21 protein-coding genes and 1 tRNA gene are annotated in these 22,808 nt (G+C 40.5%); 12 read left to right on the forward strand and 10 right to left on the reverse strand.

The window, feature by feature from the left end; genetic code table 11:
- Positions 1 to 83: 83 nt before the first annotated feature.
- The 3 genes from NMG86_RS20195 to nagA form a co-directional block, all read right to left on the reverse strand.
- The gene (locus tag NMG86_RS20195; RefSeq protein WP_026796366.1) at positions 84 to 434 is read right to left on the reverse strand and encodes a DUF1815 family protein; all 351 of its coding nucleotides are present in this window, start codon (positions 432 to 434) and stop codon (positions 84 to 86) included.
- Positions 435 to 643: 209 nt separating this feature from the next.
- Positions 644 to 856, reverse strand: a complete 213-nt coding sequence (locus tag NMG86_RS20200) for a DUF2839 domain-containing protein (protein WP_026785397.1) — start codon at positions 854 to 856, stop codon at positions 644 to 646.
- Positions 857 to 884: 28 nt separating this feature from the next.
- Positions 885 to 2,162 carry an N-acetylglucosamine-6-phosphate deacetylase gene (gene nagA / locus NMG86_RS20205; RefSeq protein ID WP_043939068.1) on the reverse strand — a complete coding sequence of 426 codons (1,278 nt, stop codon included), beginning with the start codon at positions 2,160 to 2,162 and terminating at the stop codon, positions 885 to 887.
- A gap of 66 nt (positions 2,163 to 2,228) precedes the next feature.
- Here nagA and purE point away from each other — a divergent pair, with 66 nt between their 5' ends.
- The 3 genes from purE (at position 2,229) to NMG86_RS20220 (ending at position 4,016) form a co-directional block, all read left to right on the forward strand.
- Positions 2,229 to 2,708, forward strand: a complete 480-nt coding sequence (gene purE, locus NMG86_RS20210; protein ID WP_026796367.1) for a 5-(carboxyamino)imidazole ribonucleotide mutase — start codon at positions 2,229 to 2,231, stop codon at positions 2,706 to 2,708.
- 66 nt (positions 2,709 to 2,774) lie between these two features.
- Positions 2,775 to 3,287: a hypothetical protein gene (locus NMG86_RS20215; RefSeq protein ID WP_026795941.1), complete on the forward strand. Its 513-nt coding sequence runs from the start codon at positions 2,775 to 2,777 to the stop codon at positions 3,285 to 3,287.
- Positions 3,288 to 3,404: 117 nt separating this feature from the next.
- A complete protein-coding gene (locus NMG86_RS20220; protein ID WP_026785394.1) occupies positions 3,405 to 4,016 on the forward strand; it encodes a hypothetical protein in 612 nt (203 codons plus the stop codon).
- A gap of 27 nt (positions 4,017 to 4,043) precedes the next feature.
- On the opposite strand, the gene NMG86_RS20225 is transcribed toward NMG86_RS20220, so the two are convergent.
- From NMG86_RS20225 to NMG86_RS20235, 3 genes are all read right to left on the reverse strand, one after another.
- Positions 4,044 to 5,597: a radical SAM protein gene (locus NMG86_RS20225; RefSeq protein WP_026796368.1), complete on the reverse strand. Its 1,554-nt coding sequence runs from the start codon at positions 5,595 to 5,597 to the stop codon at positions 4,044 to 4,046.
- Positions 5,598 to 5,857: 260 nt separating this feature from the next.
- The gene (locus tag NMG86_RS20230; protein WP_043939066.1) at positions 5,858 to 6,559 is read right to left on the reverse strand and encodes a glycoside hydrolase family 24 protein; all 702 of its coding nucleotides are present in this window, start codon (positions 6,557 to 6,559) and stop codon (positions 5,858 to 5,860) included.
- Entirely contained in the window at positions 6,559 to 7,221 is a 663-nt protein-coding gene (locus NMG86_RS20235) for an NAD(P)H-binding protein (RefSeq protein WP_026796369.1), read from the reverse strand. The genes NMG86_RS20230 and NMG86_RS20235 overlap by 1 nt, the downstream gene beginning before the upstream one ends.
- Positions 7,222 to 7,353: 132 nt before the next feature.
- Between NMG86_RS20235 and NMG86_RS20240 the strand changes: the two genes are divergently transcribed.
- The 7 genes from NMG86_RS20240 to NMG86_RS20270 all read left to right on the forward strand — a co-directional run bounded on the left by NMG86_RS20240 (position 7,354) and on the right by NMG86_RS20270 (position 15,575).
- Entirely contained in the window at positions 7,354 to 8,055 is a 702-nt protein-coding gene (locus tag NMG86_RS20240) for a DUF1997 domain-containing protein (protein WP_026796370.1), read from the forward strand.
- 448 nt (positions 8,056 to 8,503) lie between these two features.
- Complete coding sequence (locus NMG86_RS20245; protein WP_026796371.1) at positions 8,504 to 9,877, forward strand: CmpA/NrtA family ABC transporter substrate-binding protein; 1,374 nt, start codon at positions 8,504 to 8,506, stop codon at positions 9,875 to 9,877.
- Positions 9,878 to 9,928: 51 nt separating this feature from the next.
- Positions 9,929 to 10,777 carry a nitrate ABC transporter permease gene (gene ntrB / locus NMG86_RS20250; RefSeq protein WP_026785389.1) on the forward strand — a complete coding sequence of 283 codons (849 nt, stop codon included), beginning with the start codon at positions 9,929 to 9,931 and terminating at the stop codon, positions 10,775 to 10,777.
- A gap of 58 nt (positions 10,778 to 10,835) precedes the next feature.
- Positions 10,836 to 12,842: an ABC transporter ATP-binding/substrate-binding protein gene (locus tag NMG86_RS20255; protein WP_043939064.1), complete on the forward strand. Its 2,007-nt coding sequence runs from the start codon at positions 10,836 to 10,838 to the stop codon at positions 12,840 to 12,842.
- A 69-nt stretch (positions 12,843 to 12,911) separates the two neighbouring features.
- On the forward strand, positions 12,912 to 13,766 hold the full coding sequence (locus NMG86_RS20260) for a nitrate ABC transporter ATP-binding protein (protein WP_026785387.1): 855 nt from the start codon (positions 12,912 to 12,914) through the stop codon (positions 13,764 to 13,766).
- A 178-nt stretch (positions 13,767 to 13,944) separates the two neighbouring features.
- Positions 13,945 to 15,003, forward strand: a complete 1,059-nt coding sequence (locus NMG86_RS20265) for an IS630 family transposase (RefSeq protein ID WP_042152127.1) — start codon at positions 13,945 to 13,947, stop codon at positions 15,001 to 15,003.
- Positions 15,004 to 15,026: 23 nt separating this feature from the next.
- Positions 15,027 to 15,575: a hypothetical protein gene (locus NMG86_RS20270; RefSeq protein WP_026796375.1), complete on the forward strand. Its 549-nt coding sequence runs from the start codon at positions 15,027 to 15,029 to the stop codon at positions 15,573 to 15,575.
- A 210-nt stretch (positions 15,576 to 15,785) separates the two neighbouring features.
- Here the strand turns inward: NMG86_RS20270 and NMG86_RS20275 are convergent, their stop codons facing one another.
- Positions 15,786 to 16,781, reverse strand: coding sequence for a LysR family transcriptional regulator (locus tag NMG86_RS20275; RefSeq protein WP_081694498.1), 996 nt, complete (start codon positions 16,779 to 16,781; stop codon positions 15,786 to 15,788).
- A gap of 601 nt (positions 16,782 to 17,382) precedes the next feature.
- On the opposite strand from NMG86_RS20275, the gene NMG86_RS20280 reads away from it, so the two are divergent.
- Positions 17,383 to 17,454 (forward strand) — tRNA-Gly (locus tag NMG86_RS20280).
- A gap of 62 nt (positions 17,455 to 17,516) precedes the next feature.
- Here the strand turns inward: NMG86_RS20280 and NMG86_RS20285 are convergent.
- The 3 genes from NMG86_RS20285 to NMG86_RS20295 form a co-directional block, all read right to left on the reverse strand.
- The gene (locus NMG86_RS20285; protein ID WP_026796376.1) at positions 17,517 to 18,041 is read right to left on the reverse strand and encodes a cupredoxin domain-containing protein; all 525 of its coding nucleotides are present in this window, start codon (positions 18,039 to 18,041) and stop codon (positions 17,517 to 17,519) included.
- 176 nt (positions 18,042 to 18,217) lie between these two features.
- On the reverse strand, positions 18,218 to 20,488 hold the full coding sequence (locus tag NMG86_RS20290) for a heavy metal translocating P-type ATPase (protein ID WP_026796377.1): 2,271 nt from the start codon (positions 20,486 to 20,488) through the stop codon (positions 18,218 to 18,220).
- A 138-nt stretch (positions 20,489 to 20,626) separates the two neighbouring features.
- Positions 20,627 to 22,066, reverse strand: coding sequence for a sensor histidine kinase (locus tag NMG86_RS20295; protein WP_026785381.1), 1,440 nt, complete (start codon positions 22,064 to 22,066; stop codon positions 20,627 to 20,629).
- 64 nt (positions 22,067 to 22,130) lie between these two features.
- On the opposite strand from NMG86_RS20295, the gene NMG86_RS20300 reads away from it, so the two are divergent.
- Entirely contained in the window at positions 22,131 to 22,706 is a 576-nt protein-coding gene (locus NMG86_RS20300) for a Uma2 family endonuclease (protein ID WP_026785380.1), read from the forward strand.
- The last annotated feature ends 102 nt before the right edge of the window (positions 22,707 to 22,808 follow it).

The raw sequence follows: 22,808 nt of genomic DNA on the forward strand, positions 1-22,808 counted from the left end.
TTGCTCGGTGATTTCAGATTACCACCGACGGGGGTTAACTCCATCAACTTCATTAGGTCTGTCAAGGGGCAATTCCGCATCTTCTAAACACGCTGGGCAAGTTTGGGACTCGTAAGATGGGGAGAAGGTATTCCTCTGTAAATGACCAAATTAGCCAACTCCTGCAATTGTTGAATGGCCTCAGCACCCTCTAATTTCATGAGTTCCCGGTCATCACGCATTTCCGTCCAGGTAATTCCATAGTCTGATACCAGAAAACGAATCAAATGACTTTCGCCCAAACTGACCATAAAGGAGGCGCTATTCATCTGACCGCCGCAGGTATAGCAGGAAGCGAGATACCCCTGTCTTTCTAGCACCGTAGCTAGAGCTTGGAGGTTCATCACCAAGTCCTGAACGAATTTGCGGTGTTGTTCTGCAATTCTGAGAAACATAATTCTCCTCCTATCACCACACCTGGGATTATTTACAAAATGTAGCATAATCTTAAAGTTATGGTGCTGAAATATTAATCTTAGTCTGATCAGCCTAAATTGAAAAGATCACCCTATTTACCCACCCCAGTGCCAAAATAGAGACTGTTTTGCAGGTTAACCAAAACCCTCAGTTGAGAAGTTCCAGGTACAGAAACTTTCCCTCAACCTCAATCAATTTGCCACCACCCAAATCCAGGGCCGATAAATCGAATCGTAACCCAAACAAAAACCAGTAAACCAATCCCTAGCCAACTGGCTTTAGTCGTAATTTCTATGAATTTTCGACTTTGGTTTTTAGTGAGGGGAAACCAAGGGACAAATTTTTCGTCTTGGCCATAACTTTCTCCCATAGAATCTTTTCGGCGTTTTGCTTCACCCATATTTGTATATAAAAGTTAACGGTAGGACTCATTTACTCAATTTTATTTGATCTGTTGGCAAGTTGACGATTATTCCTTGATCGATCACAAATGGTAATAGTCGCTCCCAATTTAAGGTAACAGTTTCAGAGGCTGGATCAAGTTTCCACCGCAAAAGCTGACTGGCGGATTCACCGATGGGGGAAAATAGACCCAGGGCTTGCCTTGGGGCAATAGTAGCGTATGCGATCGCCTCTCCCAAATCACAACAATTCCACTTAACTAAATTTTCTACCCCTACAAATAAAGGTAAGGTGGTTCCAGATAAAGTCCCATCGGCTAAACGGGCGGAACCTTCTTTCACCTCAATTTGTCGTTCATCCCAAGGATAAACCCCATCCGGTAGTCCCAAAGGTGCTAAGGCATCACTCACCAAAAACAGGGGAATTAAATCTGTGGCTTCGTTGGGTTGGTTAATTCCCGACATCCGTAACAGCAAATTAACCATTAGGGGAGAAATGTGCTGTCCATCGGCAATAAAGCCCGATTGTACCTGGTTATTAACTAAAGCCGCCCCTAATAAACCCGGTTCTCGATGGTGCAGACTGGGCATGGCATTGAAAGCATGAGTTACCATCCTTGCCCCCAGGTTAAAAGCTCTTTCTGCCTGCTCTGCTGTAGCCTGGGAGTGACCTAAACTAACAATTATTCCTAAATTTGTCAAATAGGGAATTACCGTATCTGTGGGGTCTAATTCCGGGGCTAGGGTAATGATTTTTACGACGTCTGCATAGTCCCCTAGAACCCGTTGCACCTGCTCCAAAGCTAGGGGTAATAAATGCTCTTGAGGATGGGCACCCCGTTTACTGGAATTGAGAAATGGCCCTTCCAGATGTACCCCTAAAATTTTAGCGGTGGGTTTGTTCTGGGGAATGGTTTGGATAAATTCCGCTATGGTGGAGAGCGATCGCTGAATTTTATCAATTGAAGTGGTGACAATAGTGGGCATAAACCCATCAATGCCCTGTGCCCATAAATACTGGCAAATTTCGGTCAACTTGGAAAAATATTTCGGTTCTAAATCGGGAAAAGCTAATCCTAATGCCCCATTAATTTGTAAATCTATTCCTCCCAAAGATAGCCAATCTCCCTGCAAATCTATTTGTTGAATTGCTGCGGTTGATCTGGGTTGAGATAAACCTGCCATTGGTTCAATTCCAGAGATTTTACCCTGACGAATTAAAACTTGTTGTAAATTTTGTGTTCTGGGGAGACGGACATTGATAATATCGAAGTTAACGGCGTCTGGCTGTGGTGTTGTGATCATGAGGAATAGTTGGCTTTGAACTCTACATTATTATCGACTAACTCTACTCCTGTGGTTGGGATTATTATGGGGAGTGATTCAGATTTACCCACAATGGCGGCGGCGATCGCGGTTTGTGAAGAATTTAATATCCCCCATGAAGTTGCTATTGTTTCCGCCCACCGTACCCCGGAAAGGATGTTTGAATATGCTAAAACCGCCCATTTGCGAGGATTAAAAGTGGTTATTGCCGGAGCCGGAGGAGCCGCCCATTTACCGGGGATGGTGGCATCTTTAACCCCTTTACCTGTAATTGGGGTTCCAGTAACAACTCGCACCTTACAGGGGGTTGATTCTCTGTATTCTATTGTACAAATGCCTGGAGGAATTCCGGTGGCAACGGTGGCAATTGGTAATGCTAAAAATGCGGGTTTATTAGCAGTACAAATCCTAGCCAGTCATGATCCTGAACTCTTGCAAAAAGTTCAAGACTATCGGGAAAATCTTAAACAATCTGTTCTGGAAAAACAGGAGCGTTTGGATCAAGTTGGCTATAGTGAATATTAGGTGTAAAGTCGGAGATCTGCGAGCAGTGATATTGAGAACTAACAAAAAAAATAGGATAAAAAAATTATGACAACCCTTTGGCAGTCTAGTAACAATCACCCCGATAATGCAACCCATCTGGATATCATTCGTCAGTGGTGGGCATCCTTACAAGGTCAGGAAATTCACTGGCAACAACGTTTAATTCCTGCCGATGGGGATTATTTGAGTGGTTTAGATTGGCAACCCCAACGTTTTGATGAAACCTTTACGATAAAAAAACCAGAAATTCGCGGAATCACACTCTATTATTTTAAACCAGAACTACCCCAAGAACTGAGTATTACTCCCCATAAATTAAAACTTGATTCTCAACAACAACAACTGTATATTTTCCCCCAATCTCAACAGCAAGTGGTGATTCGAGTCGAAGGTTATAAACCTCCTTATCAAATCATAGAATTAACCGATCCCGATTTGGCTGTTGGCAAAGATGGAATGATTTTATTTCGGGATCATCAACAGTTAATGGATGTTAAAATTAAACTGAGTTCCGATCGGCTAAAGTTATTAAAATCCAAACTTAATTCTACTGAATAATCAGTCTTTAAGGGATTCACCTTGACGATCAGTTCCTTGACATCCTAGAGACGGATGCACTACCATATCCTCAATTACATCCCATCCCATAAATAATGTAAATTTAGGACGTTTCTGATGTCAAAAATCTACAGTACAGAGGAACTGATCCAAATCTTAAATCAGGAGCGCCAAGCTTGCCTGAAGGGGGAGCGTTTGAATTTAATGGCGACTCCGGCGGTGGGAAATCCCGTAGTTGACTGTTTTTTGAAACCAGAGGGAATTCAAAAGTTTACAGCCTATCAAAATTTTAAGGCAACGATTCACCAATACCAACAAGAACATCAAGTTTCTGGAATTGTTTGGCGGGAAATTATTGTTAGGGGAAAAACCCTACAATTTCCGTTTGTGAATGAACAATTAATTGCCTTACCCTATGATTTAGAACAGTTAAAAGCAGCAAAAATTAAATTATTGGCATTCTGGGATGATGTAACCGCCGGGATGGATTTATATTTAAGTTTAAATAGTGGTAAGGATTATCGTCAAATTTGCGTAGAAGAAGTCGATGCTATTATTCAACGCACGGAATGGGCTTGTATTTGGAAGTGGGAGAAATCGAGTTTTTTAGAAATGTTATTACAATTAGGTTGGGGACAACCCTCAGAATCGGGTGATCGCAGGGGATGGCCCCAGTCAGGGAGCGAAAATATTCATGCTGTTAAGCCTGGTCAACATCCGATTTGTTAAATCTGAAGTTGCCCAAAAGGGCGGTGTTTAGTTCAAATTCGCCAACACAACCTTTGAGTCGTCGGAGGAAGCGTCACTAACCATCCCTGAATATTCTCCGTTATAGTTGGTAAATTCAGACGGAGATCTCCGAATCTTAGATAGGCGAATTTGCCAATCGGAAACCTGCTCGTAGCTAAGGTGATTAGTATTGGAAGTAGTTGTCCATACTCCCCAAAGACAGGTATCTTCAAACTGTAGCAGTCCTGACTTCCGTAAGTTATAAGATTGCGGAGTTCCGGGCAAGGGAATAATGCTGTAGCAGGAAGTCTGAAATTCCAATTGCGGGTTAATTTCTACCAGTTCATCCACCAGTTCTGTGATTGCTTCCTCAAGACGTAACAAATCCTCATGGTCATCATCGGGTAGCCCGATAATGATGCCATAAGCAATCACAGGTACACCAGTTCGGACTACAGATTTCATCAACGTACAATGTTCTTGCCAAGGCAACAACTTCTTGTAAGCTTCTCGTCCAAAAACGGGACGTTCAGCCGGGATATAAGCCAAAGGGCAACCGACTTTGCCATCCCAGCCAAACAGTGCTTCAATCATTTCTTCGTCAGGTCTGAGGTCGCTGCTTTCGTAGTTACGCCCAGCGCCGAGAGTTGTTTTCCTCAGTTCCAAACCATTCGGCCACATGAGTGTTATTCCCATCTCCCTCGCACCATTGGTAATGTCGAGGATCTCTTGTCGCCCATCAGGAAAGAGTCCACGGGCGAGGAATTGATCGGAACCGATATTAATCGAACGCGCCCCCGCTTCTTTCTGAATCGCCAACCATTTCAGGGCCGTTTCTGGGGTCATTCTCCGAAAGCCAGTGCCGTAGGTGGGTGTCATGCAAAAATCGCAGGTGCGATCGCAACCAATGTCAGCTACCAAAGAACCGACTGGCACAGTTCCCTGGACATTGGGCAGTGTCCCTAAACACTCCCGCGCCACATCCACCGATGGTAGTGCCCACTCCTCTGGACTTTTGGCTTTATTCTTCCTGGCATACTGTTTACCATTTGCGAGAATGACACCCGTGAGTTCTTCTCGTGGAGTTTTTCCGAGTACATAGTCAAAAATAGCCCAATTCGCTGCCCCGGATTTATCCTGAACGACTGCTGCTGCGCCAGCCTTCAAGTAGTGGTGCGGTTCAGCGAAAGCATCCGACCCGCCAACGACAATGGGACGACCTCCCTTAGCCAGATGCTCAATCACCATACAAGTGACTTGACGATCTTGGGAGAAATTAACTGTAATTCCCCAAGCATCGAAGGCCTGGGGATCTAGGGTGGCAATTTTGCCCCCGACGTAAGTTTTCCGCAGGGTTATCCCTTTCCAGACAATCTCCCCAAATTCTTCACTATAATTATCATCTCTGAGGTTGACTAATCGGGCATCAAATCCTCCTGCTTGCAAGTCAGGTATCAAAACTTGCTTGCTGATTAAGGAACGATGTCTATATAAAGAAGTCCAATTTTTGCCTTCTGCATCGTAGAGTCCGGTTGCTGGAGGTTCAATCAGTCCAATTGTGGGATACTTGTTAGCTACCATAGTTCAGGGTGGGGAATATGGGATCAGAAAATTCGATGGCTCGCGATCGCCTACCGCATCCAGGAAGCCGATCGCAAATCTTTGGCGATAGGACAAGTCAGTGAGCCACTTTTTCAGAATATCAGAGGATAGGACAATTGGGCTATTTGTTTTTGAGTCTTGTCACTATTTTCTTTGACGAAATTCTTTAAATTTTTCTAACTCCTGAATTTTGGGTTGAGTTCCTACTCCTACAGGTCGGCTAGCCTGATATATAATTGTTAAGGAGGCATTTTAAATAACTTACCATTTTCGTGATTAAGTTCATTTTGCAAAATCTTTTCATAAATTTCGGGCAAAGAATCTGTGACGAGATTATCTTCAATTCCATAGCCCAAACTTGTCCAGGTTCCTGATAATAATTCTAACACCTGATCAACTTTTTCTTCGCGTAATAATTGGGAAATATTAACCCCCCAAAATTTATCATCTAATAACCAACGATAAACCACCGTATCTTGATATTCTGGTTCAAAACTATAGGGAAGCCAAAACCAAAATTGAGCGGGTTTTGGATGATAGCGTTCGGCTTTTTCATCCCAGGTAGTTTTTAACATTTGATAGCGTCCGGCGGCGGTGCTACATTTGCCTTGATTTGGGCCGACCATAATCCGCATACATTGGTCAGGATGGCTATGTAAACTAGAGACATATTTTCCCCCATATAAAACATGATAGGGGTCAGAATAACTGGACTCACTGGCGGAAATAGTTCGCATCAATGCCCGAATATAAGGATCTCCGCCCCGCATAACTAAAGGTAGCCATTGTGCTTCTACCTGTTGATCAATTGACGGTTCAAAATCCGATTTTCCCTGGCAACTTCTGACGCCAATAAAGGTTAACGTCAATAGCAGTAAACCACTCCAGAATAGCCGTTTACGGCGATTAATGTTCTGTCTTTTTCTTTGATAATGTTCCATCAATCACTTACACTGGCAAATAGTTGTTCTAAGGGCTGTTGTTGAGCCTCTGGATTAGCTACAATTTCAATAATTTTATTCCGTGAAGTTGGAATAAATAATGCTTCTACACAAACTTGAGCCACTTTTGTTCGGGGAATACTACCTTCAAATAGGGTATCGGCCGACTGCATAACTAAATTATAATTATTGTCCTCATTTTTTAACCCGCCCGGACGAACAATGGTATAATATAAACCACTATTTTGAAGATATTCTTCTGCTTGTTTTTTCCACAAAAGAATCAGCCAAAATAAATTTAACGGGTGAAAAAATTGGGAGACACACAGGGAAGTAACTAAAACAAAATGTTCAATTCCCTGGGATTTTGCCACATCAACTAAATTTTTTGTTCCTTGACAATCGACTTGATAGGGCCCAGTAAAATCAAAACTGGGTCTGGCGCCTGTTGCACACAATACAACCGTACAATCACTCAAAGCCGAGGCTAAACTGTAAGTATTTAAAACATCTCCGACCACCAGTTCCACGTCGGTCGGTAAAATTTGTTGAGCAGTTTCAATATTCCGAACCAAAGCCTTAACCGGAATTTCCCGCTTGACTAATTCGGTGATAATTCGCCGTCCCGTTTCCCCCGTTGCCCCTGCGACAAATGCTTTCATGCTGTTAAAGGTTTTTCAGTAAGTGTCAAGTTTTGCCAAGTAACATCAAAAGTTACGTATATTTATCATAGCGGTTCACGACAATACAAGGCATTCTGGAAATAGGAAAAAACCCTCGCAGGAGAACATATTATGCCGTCCGATATCTCTGAACCTCAACCGTCAAGAGCATCATCTGAGTTTGTTGATGATTCTGTTGCTCTCCCAAACCCCGAAGAAAGTAATCAAGAGCAAGATTCTCAGGAGTTAATCTGGTTTCACAGCGATTTTGAAGACTGCATGGAAATGTTCGCGCCTTTGGATACGGTGGCTGAATATTTGGGTCAACATAGCGGCTGGTTTTGTCGGTGTGCGTTACCAATGAAAACCGAACCCATGGGAAATAATGCCTATGATTTATTAGTTGGAAGGTTTGGAGCCTTGGGTTATCGAGTGGAAGCGCGGATTGGATTAGAATTAGTCCCACCGGATGCAGAGGGGATTTATCGGATTCGGACGGTTCCCATCCCCGATTATAAGGCTCCTGGTTATGAGGTGGATTTTAAATCAACGATGACATTAATAGAATTACCTACAGCCGAATTTTGTGCCGAACGAGGTATTAAATTAACTGAATGTCCGACTCAAATTACCGGGGCGAAATGGCATCTGGATTTGGCTGTCGGGGTACAAATTCCTAAGTTTATTCGTTCTAAATCAGAAGGGTTAATTCAAAAAACCGGGGATACCCTACTAAAAAATATTGTTAAACAGGTTTCCCGGCGTCTTTCGGCTAAAACTCAACAGGATTTTCATAGCAGTTTGGGGATTCCTTTCCCAAAATATCGCGGTTAATACCCTAGCGAGCACCGAACACTCGCACTGCTGTTTAGGATAAGCGGATACAACTATATAAGACACCCCTGGCGGGTTTTAGAATAAACGATGAATGATAAGCAAAACTTGATCACTCCTATTTAATAAAAAACTGTATTTGGCACTAAAAGCTATTGCCAGTCTATAGATATAATGCTACTTTAGTATTTATAGACGCTATGGAACGACTTAACTAAAAATCAAGTCCTAACCCAAGTCACCCTGACCCCAGGGTAATGTTTTATCTATAGGACTTACGCAGAAACCGAGTTTCTGAACGAGAAATCACCGATTTCATCCGCAAAATCAGGGCTAGAAACCCGGTTTCTTTGGTCTTGTGCGTAAGTCCTGAATAATTTAACTACTACAAAATTTTTTTTGTAAGTAGCAACCTATTTTTTCAACAGACAGGTTGTTAGGAGGTTTAATGTCTGAATTTTCAAAAGGTTATTCTCGGAGAAAATTTTTAATTACCGCCGGATTTTCGGCAGCTAGTACCGTCTTTTTAAAAGGCTGTTTGGGCAACCCACCCGAACCCACTGGTAATACTGGAAGTTCTCCGGCGACAACACAAGTTCCGGCAGTTAATATTAGTCCAGAACAAGCCCCAGAAGTGACAGCAATTAAACTAGGTTTTATTCCCATTGTGGAATCTGCCCCCTTAATTATTGCCAAAGAAAAAGGCTTTTTTGCTAAGTATGGAATGAGCAATGTTGAGGTATCCAAACAGGCAAACTGGGCCTCAGCACGGGATAACGTTACCATTGGCTCAAGTGGGGGAGGAATTGATGGTGGACAGTGGCAAATGCCCATGCCGCATTTATTGACAGAAGGCATTATTACCGGGGGCAAAAAAGTCCCTATGTATGTCTTAGCTCAATTAAATACAAATGGCAATGGTGTTGCTATTGCTAATACCCATTTAGGGAAAGGAATAGGCTTAGATATTAAAGGCGCTGCCGAATATATTCGCAGTCTTCCAAATACCACAGGACGCAAATTTAAAGCAGCTTATACATTCCCAAATGTTAACCAAGATTTTTGGATTCGCTATTGGTTAGCTGCGGGTGGAATCAACCCAGATGTCGATATTGATTTGATAGCAGTTCCTCCCGCAGAAACGGTGCAGGGAATGCGAAATGGAACGATGGATGCCTTTAGTACAGGAGACCCTTGGCCCTATCGAATTGTTAGTGATAACATCGGTTTCATGTCCTGTTTAACCACGGAAGTTTGGCCGTTTCATCCTGAAGAATATTTAGCCATTCGTGCTGACTGGGTTGATAAACATCCCAAGGCAACAAAAGCTATATTAAAAGGCTTAATGGAAGCCCAACAATGGTGTGATAAACCGGAAAACAGAGCCGAATTAATCACGATAGTTTCTGGACGGAATTATTTTAATGTGCCTGAAGCAGTTCTGACTGGCCCCTTCCAAGGAAACTATCAGATGGGAGATGGAAAACCTCCAATTCAAGACTTTAATAAAGGGCCGTTATATTGGAAAGATCCAATTGGTAGTGTTTCCTATCCCTATAAAAGCCATGATTTATGGTTTTTAACTGAAACTATCCGTTGGGGTTTCCATAATGGTCAAATTAAAGATATTGCCCAAGCAAAAGCCATTGTTGATAAGGTAAACCGTGAGGATATTTGGCGAGAAGCTGCCAAAGAAGCCGGGTTTACTGCTGATATTCCCGCTTCGACTTCAAGAGGTGTGGAAAAGTTCTTTGATGGAATTACTTTTGATCCGGCAAATCCAGAAGCCTATCTTCAAAGTTTAACCATCAAAAAAGTCTAGAAATCATATACAGACGCGCCATGGCACGTCTCTACATAAGGAGTTTGAAAAATGACAAGTACCGCTAAAAGAAAAACCAACGGAAATAGCTTTGTTGACAATGTGGCTGAATATTGGAAAAAGAATTCACAAGATATTATTCTTCCCTTAATGGGAACTTTGGGTTTTTTAGTAGTTTGGCAACTTTTCTCCCTCTCAGGACTTACCCGTTTACCAGGGCCATTAAGTGTCGTGACTAATGAACAAACCCGAACTTTATTAATGTATCCTTTTTATGATCGAGGAGGATTAGATAAAGGCTTATTTTGGCAAACTTTAGCCAGTTTAGGACGGGTGGCTCAAGGCTATTCAATTGCTGCTATTGTTGGCATTAGTGTGGGGGTTTTAGTGGGAACAAATCCGATTTTAGATAAAGCATTAGATCCCCTATTTCAGTTTTTAAGAATGGTGGCTCCTTTAGCCTGGGTTCCGATTGCCTTAGTCGCCTTTCAACAAAACCAACCCGCAGCGATTTTCGTGATTTTTATTACTTCCGTTTGGCCGATTTTAATTAATACTAAAGAAGGCGTTAAACAGATTCCCGATGATTATAATAACGTTGCCAAAGTCTTGCAATTATCTCGCAAAGAATATTACTTAAATATTCTATTCCCTTCCGCCTTACCTTACATTTTCACCGGATTAAGAATTGCCGTAGGTTTAGCTTGGTTAGCAATTATCGCTGCTGAAATCGTGATGTCCGGTATCGTGGGAATTGGTTTCTTTATCTGGGATGCTTACCAACAAAACTACATCAGTGACATTATTTTAGCCGTGGTTTATATCGGTGCAGTCGGTTTAATTTTAGATCGAGGTATTGGTTACATTCAACAATTAATTGTCCCGGGTGAAAAAAAGTAAACTAAGGTGCACTCATCGCAGCCCACGCACTGTCAACCATTAATCAGGAGTTAATATCATGGAAAAACCATTAATAGAAGTCGAACAAATTGATAAAGTCTTTAACTTAACCGGAGGAGGTCAATATGTTGCCCTCAAAGGAATTGACCTACAAATACAAAAAGGTGAATTTGTCACCCTAATTGGACACTCTGGCTGTGGAAAATCAACCCTATTAAACATGGTAGCCGGGTTAGATTTACCATCAGAAGGAATTGTCACCATTGAAGGTCAAAAAATTACCCAACCAGGGCCAGATAGAATGGTAGTATTTCAAAACTATTCTTTATTACCCTGGCGAACAGTCCGAGAAAATATTGCTTTAGCAGTTGATTCCGTGATGAAAGGATTACCCCTAGCAGGACGAAAAAATATCATTGAAAGCCATATTGATATGGTAGGATTACGCCCAGCCGTAGACAAATATCCTGCCCAATTATCAGGAGGAATGAAACAACGAGTTGCGATCGCCCGCGCCCTAGCATTACGACCCAAATTATTATTATTAGATGAACCTTTTGGGGCTTTAGATGCCTTGACACGGGGTAATCTTCAAGAACAATTAATGAAGATTTGCCAAGACAATCAAATTAGTGCCTTAATGGTGACACATGATGTCGATGAAGCCGTGTTACTGTCTGACAGAATTGTGATGTTAACTAACGGCCCGGAATCAAAAATCGGACAGATTTTAGATGTAGATATTCCTCGCCCCCGCCAACGGATGCAAGTGGTAGAACATCCCAGTTATTATCGCTTGCGGAGTGAAATGATTTATTTCCTCAATCAACAAAAACTGATCAAAAAAATGCGGGCGAAAAAGAATAAAGTTATTGCCCGTCATGGCCTAGAAAAAATTAATTTAGAACTCGGTTTTGTTCCCCTCACCGCCTGCGCCCCCCTGGCCGTGGCTAAGGAATTGGGATTTTTTGAAAAACACGGCCTCGATGAAATCAATCTTGTCCGAGAAACCAGTTGGCGTGGCATCAGTGATGGCATCGCCGGAGGCTATTTAGACGCGGCTCAGATGCCCTCTGGGATGCCTTTATGGATGACTTTGGGAGGGGATGACACCCAACCCGTAACGGTGATTACAGCCCTGACCATGACCCGCAACGGTAACGCCATTACCCTCGCCCGTCGCTTCTATGACCAAGGGATTTATACCCTGGCCGACTTCAAACGAATGTTGTTACAATCCCCTGGACAACAGCATCGCATGGGGGTAGTTCATCCTAGTTCCATGCACAACCTGTTACTGCGCTATTGGTTAGCGTCGGGAGGTATTGACCCCGACCATGATGTGGAACTATTGACCATTCCTCCGGCCCAAATGGTGGTAGACCTACAGGCTGGCACTATTGATGGGTTCTGTGTCGGGGAACCCTGGAACCTGCGGGCAATGATGGAGGATGTCGGGTTTACGGTGGCCACGGATTTAGAAATCTGGCCCGGACACCCAGGGAAAGTTTTAGGAGTGCGGGAAGACTGGGCGAAGGCCTATCCTAATACCCATATTGCCTTGGTCAAATCACTATTAGAGGCTTCAGCTTATTGCGCTGACCCGGAAAATGCCCCTGAAATTCAGCAGATTTTAGCTCAACGTCAATATCTGGGAACTCGCCCCGAATATATTCAGTTAGCTGATCCCAATGATATTGCTTGCAACATGGATGAACCCATGCGTCAATATGCCCATCATCAATTTTTTGGCGATGGAGTCAACCGTCCCAGTCGCACCGAACAGCTTTGGCATATTGTTCAAATGGCCCGTTGGGGACATACGCCTTTCCCCCGTAACTGGGTGGAAATTTTAGAACGGTTATGTGCGGTGGGTGCTTTTAGTACCGCAGCCCGGGAATTAGGACTTTCTGAAATTAGTTATAGTCGGGGTGCTATTCAATTATTTGATGGTACAAAATTTGATACAGAAGATCCTATTGGTTATCTGAATAGTTTGAAGATTAAACGGGATTTTACTGTTACTGAAGTTGTATTAGATTCTCCTGGGATTAAAGTAGCTTAATTCAACAAAACAGAGACGCGCCATGGCTCGTCTCTACCAATGAAATTTAAAATTTAGGAAATATCAACCATGACTACTGCCAAAATTTCTGCGTCTACCTTTGGTAAAAAGTTTACTAAAACATCCCCAGGGACAACTGAACCTTATTTAGTCTTTGATCAGGTTTCTAAGGTTTATCCCACTGCTAAAGAGCCGTATATAGTTTTAAAAGATGTAAATTTAACAATTAATCAGGGTGAATTCATTTGTGTGATCGGACATTCCGGCTGTGGAAAGTCTACTTTATTAAATATGGTTTCGGGGTTTAATATTCCTTCTCAGGGAAAAGTAACATTGCGTTCAAAACCTATTTTGAAACCTGGCCCCGACCGGATGGTGGTCTTTCAAAACTATGCTTTACTTCCTTGGCGCACGGTGTTTGAAAATGTCTATTTAGCGGTTAATGCGGTTCATCCTAATAAGTCAAAGGTCGAAAAAAATGCTATTGTTCGAGATCATTTAGCCCTGGTGGGATTATTAGAAGCGGCTGAGAAAAAACCCCCTCAGATTTCGGGAGGAATGAAACAACGGGCTGCTATTGCTCGGGCTTTAGCTATTCGTCCAGAAGTATTAATTTTAGATGAACCCTTTGGGGCTTTGGATGCAATTACAAAGGAAGAATTGCAGGAAGAATTATTGAAAATCTGGAATGATCATCGCTGTACGGTGTTAATGATTACCCATGATATTGATGAAGCATTATTCCTGGCTGATCGATTAGTTATGATGACAAATGGCCCTTCAGCAACCATTGGAGAAATCCTAGAAATTCCCTTTGAACGTCCCCGCGATCGCACTCAAATTATGGAAGATCCCGAATATTATAACCTCAGAAATTATGCCCTCGATTTCCTCTATCGTCGTTTTGCCCATGATGATGAATAAATAATTGTTGACAAAAAAACAAAAAAGATATAGCATATCGAGGGGAAGACGAAGAAGCCAGAAACAAATTTCGTCTCTCAACACTAAACACAATCAGTAATAGGGATATAGCAGTCCTAAATCATTATCAAGAGCATGATATAATGATATACACTACTTGATTATGACAATAAAAATTATGAATGACTTACAACAGGCAGAAAAAGAGCGGAACAAAGAAATAGCTGAATTAGAAATTTTAATTGAGAGTAATCTTTCGGCAAGAGAACTAAAACGAGCAATAGCTGTCAGGATGGCACTCACCGGTAAAATTTACCGTGAAATCAGCCAAATTTTAGGTGTAAGCGAATTTTTTGTTGGGCATTGGAAAAAAGTTTTTAAAGTCAAAGGAATCGCTGGATTAAAACTAGGATATAAAGGCTCAAAAGGGTATTTAAGTATTCAAGAAAAAACAGAAGTAATTGAGTGGTTAAAGAATAAAAAGTATTGGGATTTAGATGAATTAGTTACTTATGTGGATCAAGAATTTGGGGTAATATATAAATCGAAACAAAGCTACTATAAACTTTTTGACCAGGCAAATATTAGTTGGAAGAAGTCTCAAAAGGTGAATCCAAAATTTAACGAAGAGCAAGTAAAAAAAAAGAGAGAAGAAATTAATGAGATGTTATCAAAACAAAAGGCTGGCATAGAATCGGGGGAAGTAATAGTATTTTTTTTAGATGAATGTCATCTACTTCATGGAGATGTTAATGGCTACGTTTGGGGTCAATCAAATCTAAGAATTGAAGTTCCAATTACCAATGAAAAAGAGCGACAAACTTATTTTGGAGCACTGAATTATCAAAGCAAAAGATTCCATGTTAAAAGTTACCCATCTGGGGATGGAAAATCAACAATTGAATTTATAAAATACTTACAAAACCAATATAAAAACAAGAGAATTATCTTAATTTGGGATGGAGCGAGCTATCATAGATTTGGAGAATTTAGAGAATTTTTATCAGAAATAAATGGTGATAAAGAACCTGATGATTTTTTAATTACTTGTATTTTATTTGCTCCTAATGCTCCGCAACAAAATCCGGTTGAAGATATTTGGTTACAAGCGAAAAACTTTTTGAGGAAGTATTGGTATTTATGCAGGTCGTTTAAGATTATCAAATTTTTGTTCGAGTTTTTTACTAAGGAACATAAATTTGATTTTCCCAAAATTCATCAGTATACTTATATATAGAAAATCATTTAGGATTGCTATATATGACAAAGGTAAGAATTGAATTAGTTGACGTTTATTGTGGAGATACCGAAGATGTCACAGGTGCTGATGATTTTTATTTAGTCGGTGCTTTGGTCGGAGGCGGACAAACAAAAGCAATTCTAACGCGCCCTATCAAAATTAATGATAAGCAAAGAAAAACATTTCGTCCCGATGACTCCGTTTTATTTGATGGCGAAATCCCAGAAGGACAAACCATCAAAGGAGGACTAAAGGCTTATGACGAAGATGCTGCAAAAGACTGGGCTCAACACGGCACTAAAGTTCAGGAGATCAGCCGTAATGTTTCAAGTGCTTTAGCAGGAGTCGGCCCAGAAGGAGTGATGGCGGGCAAGATCCTTGGAATCGCTACAGCTGCGTCGGGCATTCTCTCTAGTTTGGATCGAGATGACTTACTGGGTGCTACCGAATTAGAAATTTCCTCCATTGGGCCATCTCTTGAAGAGCGAGAGTGGAAAATGAGTAAGAAAGGAGGCGGCGGTTGGTCTACCTGGGATTACTCCTTGCGCTATCGGATTAGCCGTTCTTAAAAAATAGTAAGTCGGGTGCGTTCATTGTCATCGAATGCACCTGCTCAACTATCCGATTTCAGTATCGTGTAGAGACGTTGCATACAACGTCTCTACGTGGGGTTTAGGGATTATCTATAGCACCGATTTAAGGATAGAATGTTAAATCATAAATAAGACCCTATTCTCAATTTCTCCAGATAGAGCAATCTTTCCCGACCCCCTATATTGCTATATTCTTAAATTATTAATCCCCGCTCCCATTTTCACTAAATTTTCATGACCATTGTTTGCAGAGCGTTGCTGATTTAAGGTGATTGTTTCTAAGGTAGGAACATGATTACTATTTTCTAATAAAAATTTTAAAAATGTTTCTGCAATAATAGATATTTGCTTTCCTTCTAAATGGGTGACATACCAACGCAAATGAATCGGGAAATGCTGCACATCTAAAATAGCAAGTTCTCCCATGAGTTGTTCTGCAATTAAAGTATGTTTAGATAAAACTGAAATTCCTAATCCACCAGCAATTCCTTGTTTAATTGCCTCATTACTGCCTAATTCCAACCGAACTTTTACATCAATTTTATAACGATCAAAAAGATTTTGAATCGCCTGTCGGGTTCCTGAACCTTGTTCTCGCATAATAAAAGGTTCTCCCATTAAAGATTTAATTGGAATATTTTTTTCTCCCACCAAAGGATGATCCTGTCTAGCCACCACTACTAAAGGATTATCTAAAAAAGGTTGACTGGATAAAGCAATATCTTCAGGAGGTTGACTCAGAATATACAAATCATCCTCATTATCTTGCATTCGTTGAATTAAAGTGGCATGATTGGTGACTTGCAAGGCAATATCAATCCCCGGATATTGTTGACAAAAATAACCTAATAATCGAGGGACAAAATATTTAGCTGTTGAAACTACTCCTAACCGTAACCGTCCTTGTTTTGTTCCTTTTAATGCTGCTATCTGCATTTCTAAATTATCCAACTGTTCAAAAATATTCTGACAGGTAGATAATAAAGATTCCCCGGCTTCGGTAAGATAGAGTTGTTTGCCAATTTGTTCAAATAACGGTAAACCCACGGTCTGAGTCAGTTGTTTAACTTGGGTGGAGACCGTTGGCTGGGTAATCATCATTTCTTCGGCGGCTTTAGTAAAGCTACGATGACGGGCCACCGCCTCAAATACCTTTAATTGGTGTAATGTTGCCTGCATCAAAATTCTATATCCTCCTTTTACCCAATATTTGATAATTTTCGGGATTTTTATCATAGATTGACATCTATAATTTTATATTATTACATATAATTTTACCAATATCATCAACTCAGATCAAATAATTCTGTAAAACCCCATAAATCAAGGGATTGAGATTATATGAGATTGAATTATAGCAATGATTTGATTGATCAATACTAGAACCAAGAACACCGAAATCAGCAAATCAAAAGGGGTAGACCTGACAACCCTCAATTCATCTCTAGAGCTTTCTAGCGAGGTTTCTGACGGCGTTGCAATTCAGAGATCAAAATTTTTCTGTTAGGTTTTGGGATCACAGGGGGAGTAGTGGTAGTCTTGTTCATTAATGAAAATCAATAATAAATCAATAAACAATAGCCAAAAAACAATAATACTTCCCATCAATAGTAGTAGATGCTCAAAAACCTATGGTTAGTGATCTTTCCTAATCGATCTTCAGTCCTCCTAACCCGTTATCCTAGTATTGCTGTTCGCGGGTTTTCGTTTTTTCTGGATTTTGGGTATTGAAAATTGGGAAAATTGGGTTATAATCGTTAGTGACTGAAAATAAAACCCAGTCGCGGACGTAATTCAGTGGTAGAATGTCAGCTTCCCATGCTGAACGTCGTGGGTTCGAGTCCCATCGTCCGCTTCACTCTAATCATCTTACTTTCGACTGGGTAAATTCATGAATTAGCCCTAATGTTGTTCCGTTTAAATAGCGTTTAAATGCTGAACCTCTAAAACTCCCCGGATCATATTCATCCCACAACTAAAGGTATATTCTCCAGATTCTTCAGGAAGAAACTCAATGGTTGTAGTTTGATTCATCGGTAAATCTTGAGCAATATTAAAGTCAGGAAACAACACTTTATCTAAGCAATGACTAGGATCTTTACGAATGAAGTTCAGACGGACTTTTTTACCCAATTGAACAGTAATGTGGTTAGGTTGATAGCCTCCATCCACTAAAATATCTAATTCTTGAGCATCTTGATTGATTGTTGCTTTTTTGGCTTTAGATTTACTCAATAAAAACCACCAAAGTTCTAAGCCAATTAAGGCTAATCCCCCCGCAGTAACCACCATTTTAGTTAATAAGGGCTGTTCAATTGTCCGCAATTGATTATTGGCGGGTTCTGTATGGGCTTCCATTGACCGAACTGGGGCACAATTCCCAATTAAAATAGATAGAAAAATTCCGCTCAATTGTAATCCGATTTTTAGTTTTTTGTTCATGATTTGATCTCCTGATTATAATAATACTCAAACCCAGAGGGTGAGATTTTTTCTTCCCTATTCCCTCCCCCCCTAGCCTGCCGTACACGGGGAGTTTGGGGGGGCTATTCCCTATTCCCTCCCCCCCTAGCCCCCCGTACACGGGGGGTTTGGGGGGGCTATTCCCTATTTAGAAATTAATCCAGCTTAAACTGACGTAATCTTAACGCATTAGTAACAACAGAAATTGAACTTAATGCCATGGCTCCTCCGGCAATAATTGGATTCAGTAACCAACCCGTTAAAGGGTATAAAATTCCAGATGCAATAGGGATTCCAGCCGAGTTATAGATAAAGGCAAAAAACAGGTTTTGGCGAATATTATTCATCGTAGCTTTGCTAAGTTTAATAGCAGTAACTATCCCGATTAAATCCCCTGAAATTAAGGTAATATCACTAGCAGCGATCGCCACATCTGTCCCAGTTCCAATCGCAATTCCCACATCCGCTTGAGCTAAAGCCGGAGCATCATTAATTCCATCCCCCACCATCGCTACAATTTGATCCTGTTTTTTTTGCCCTTTCCGTTCATTTTGTAAGGATTTAATCATATTCGCTTTTTGGTCGGGACGGACTTCTGCAAATACCCGTTTAATTCCCACTTCCGAGGCGATCGCTTCGGCGGTTTTTTGATTATCTCCTGTTAACATAACTACCTCTAAACCCATTTTTTGTAACGCTTGAATTGCCGTTTTAGAAGTTGCTTTTAGAGCATCAGAAATCGCAAATAACCCTTCTATTTCTCCATCTAATGCTATCCAAGCAGTTGTTTTTCCTTCCGCTTCCCAACTCGATTGATACTGTTGTAAAGGTTCGGTTTTAATTCCTAATTCTTCCATCCAGCGAGAGGTGCCAATTTGTACCAATTGATCTGAAATATAACCTTGAACTCCCATTCCCCCCAAGGCTTGAAAATTATTAATTTCAGGTAAGGGAAAATTAACTCCTTGAGTTTTAGCATATTCAACAATTGCTTCTGCTAAGGGATGTTCCGATTGCTGTTCAATTGCTGCGGCTAATTTTAATAACTTCAATTCATGATCGTTATTCGTTCCTCCGACGGTTATATAGTGGGTTACGGTTGGTTTTCCGGCGGTTAAAGTTCCAGTTTTATCTAATACAATCGTTTGGATTTTGTGGGCTAATTCCAGACTATCTGCTCCTTTAATTAAAATCCCATTTTCTGCCCCTAAACCCGTTCCAACCATCACAGAAGTCGGTGTAGCTAATCCTAATGCACAGGGACAAGCAATAATTAAAACTCCTACGGTAGTGGTAATGGCTAAAGTGATATTTCCGGTTAAATTAAACCAGAGAATAAAAGTAGCGATCGCGATCGCAATTACAGCCGGAACAAACCAACCCGTCACCTGATCTGCTAATTTTTGAATTGGTGCTTTTGACCCCTGCGCCTGTTGAACTAACTGCACAATTTGGGCTAATACCGTATCTTTTCCCACCCGTGAAGCTCGAAATTTAAAACTTCCAGTTTTATTAATTGTAGCTCCAATTACCTCATCCCCAGGATGTTTTTCAACGGGAATACTTTCCCCCGTCACCATCCCTTCATCAACGGTAGAATTACCTTCAATTACTTCTCCATCAACGGTGATTTTTTCCCCAGGACGTACTCGAATAATATCCCCCAAATTAACAGTTTCAATCGGAATATCAATTTCTTCTCCAGACCGAATTACCCGGGCTGTTTTAGCTTGTAATCCCATTAATTTTTTAATCGCATCGGAGGTTTTTCCTCTGGCTTTATTTTCTAATAATTGACCTAGTAAAATCAAGGTAATAATCATAACCGCAGATTCATAATAAACATCCGCCGATAACCCTTGATTTAGGAAAAATTGCGGGAAAAAGGTAACAAAAATAGAATATAAATAAGCCGATCCTGTTCCCACAGCAATTAAGGTATTCATATCCGCCTGATGACGTTTTAATCCTTTCCAAGCTCCCATAAAAAAGGATTGACCCGACCAAAATAGAATCGGTGTTGTTAGGATTAATTGTAACCAAGGGTTGTGCATCCATGGGGGAATAAAAGGTAAATTCAAACCCGTCATCATCGGTAATCCTCCAATGACTAAAAACCCACTGACAATGGCACTTATTAAAACCTTTTGGGTTAATTTTTGTTCAATTTTTCGGTTTTCTTTTTCACTATCTTGGAGATCAGATGTTGTATCTTCTATGGGTTTAGCCGTATATCCCGCATCCGTAACCGCCTGTTGAATTTTCTCAATATTAGTTTGATCTGGATCAAATTCAACTGTTGCTTGTTCCGCCCCAAAATTAACATGACAAATCCCAACCCCATCCACATTTTGAATCGCTGTTTCTATAGTATTGGCGCAGGAGGCGCACCCCATTCCTTTTAATCGTAAATAGCTTGTTTTCATGGTTTAAACTCCATTTTGAGTTCAGTTTGGTGGTGCGTGTCCTCGGTTTGGACACCCCACAATGTTGTTGATTTTTATTCTAAAGTCTCCTCTCAACTGGAGTGTCAAGGGGGAATGGAAAATTAAATTTCTAATCGCCTACAACCCGCTAGAATGCAGGGGTAAGAGGACTGTAGCGGTTGTTCCTTGGTTAATTTGGCTGTCTAAATCAATTTGACCGTGATGGTTTTCCACAATAGCTTGGGCGATCGCCAAACCCAAACCAGACCCCCCACTATTGCGATGAGTTCGAGAGGGATCAACCCGATAAAAACGGTCAAAAATATTAGGTAATGCTTCAGTTGGAATCCCAATTCCTGTGTCTTTTATTATAACTTGTAATCCTTCAAATTTCAAGAGGGAATTTGATTTTTCCCAAGATTCTGTCATTTTTCCTAATGCAGCTTGTCGCTTGGGTTTGGTTATAGATTTTAATTCAATTTTAATCTCACCCCCAGAAGGAGTATACTGTACGGAATTACTAACTAAATTAGTAAATAATCGCACTAATTGATCCCAATCCCCCTCTAAATTAAAGGGTTCATTTTCCTGGGAATAATTACTATCTGAATTGAGAATAATATCCTCAATATCCTCAATAAAATTTAAGGAAAGTTGGATTCCTTGTTGAGTTGCGATCGCTGTTTGTTCTTCCACTACTTCCATTAATAACCCATCCAAAGGAAGGGAAATAAATTGAGGTTTAATAATCCCGCTATCCTGTCTAGCTAAAAACAATAAATCATCCACTAACCGACCTAAACGGCGGGTAATTCGTTCAATAACTTGCAAGTGTTGTTGTTCTGAACTAGATAAATTAGGTTCTGCTAAAGCCACTTGTACATTAGTTTGAATCATCGCAATCGGACTTCTTAATTCATGGGAAGCATCGGCGGTAAATTGTTTTAAACGTTGGTAAGAATCCCGCACAGGTTCCATGGCTAAACCCGATAAAAACCAGCCAATAGTAGCCACACCAATTAACATTAAAATAGTTCCTAAAGTCAAATCAAAAATTAACTGCTGAATGGGTTTTGTCACTTCAAACCAAGGATGACTGACTCGCAAATAGCCTAATACTTGTCGTCCGATTTCCACCCGATCTGTAACTTGTCTTAAAATCGTTTCTGAAACATTATTATCTTCAGAAATATGTACCGTTTCCCCACTGTGCTTAGGATCAACTGGAATATCTAATACTTGAGAAAAGGTAGACCATAATAATTCACCCGTAGGACTAAACCATTCAATATCAATATGATCATCTTCAACGTTATTCAAATTATTTCTAAAACTGGCTTCAACATTGACTTGAAATTGACCTGCTAAAACCGCCGGAGACATGGCTGGAGGCGTCGTTACGGGTTCAATTACCAAAGAACGTTCTACCACCTCCACAACGTGATTTAAGGTATCATCAATCCGTTCAATTAAGGTATTTCGCACATAGAAATAAAACCCACTCGCAAATAGTAATAATAAAATAGCGGTAACTGCGGTATACCAAATTGCTAACCGTCGTCGAGTTGCTTGAAACATAAGTTAAAAAAATTTGCTAATCTATAAATAGGTTACAATTCTATTTTAGGATAGGGAAAATACAATGATTTTACAAGTTGAACAAAAAAACGTCTATTCTCTGGAAGAATACCTCAATTTTGAAGTTAATTCTCCAGAACGCCACGAATATATTGAAGGTGAAATTAGACCTATGACCGGTGGAACTCCCAATCATAATCAAATTACTGGTAATCTCTACGCGACGCTGAATTTTGCCCTCAAGCGTCAACCCTATCGCGTATTTGTTACCGATCAACGTCTTTGGATTCCTGAAAAACGCCTCTATACCTATCCTGATATTATGGTAATTCAGGGTGATATTCAACTCCAAGAAGGGAGAAAAGATACAATTACAAATCCATTAATTCTTGTAGAAGTATTATCCGCATCAACTAGAAACTACGACAAAGACGAAAAATTTGCCGCCTATCGTACCCTTCCCACTTTTCAAGAATATATTTTGATTGATCAATATAATATTCAGATTGAACACTATTATAAAACCGATCAGAAACACTGGATATTTATGGAGTATAATAATAGCAATGAAACCTTAGTGCTTAACTCGATATCTTTTGAAATTGCCGTTGCTGATATTTATGATAAAGTAGAGTTTTAATCCTAAATCCGATCTAAACTTGCTTACGACGTAGGAATAAAACATGATTTCAGTTATTAATTACCGAGTTTCAATTATACTATATTTAATCTAATTTATGGT

This window comes from Planktothrix rubescens CCAP 1459/22 (assembly GCA_904830895.1).
GTDB classification, from domain to species: domain Bacteria; phylum Cyanobacteriota; class Cyanobacteriia; order Cyanobacteriales; family Microcoleaceae; genus Planktothrix; species Planktothrix agardhii.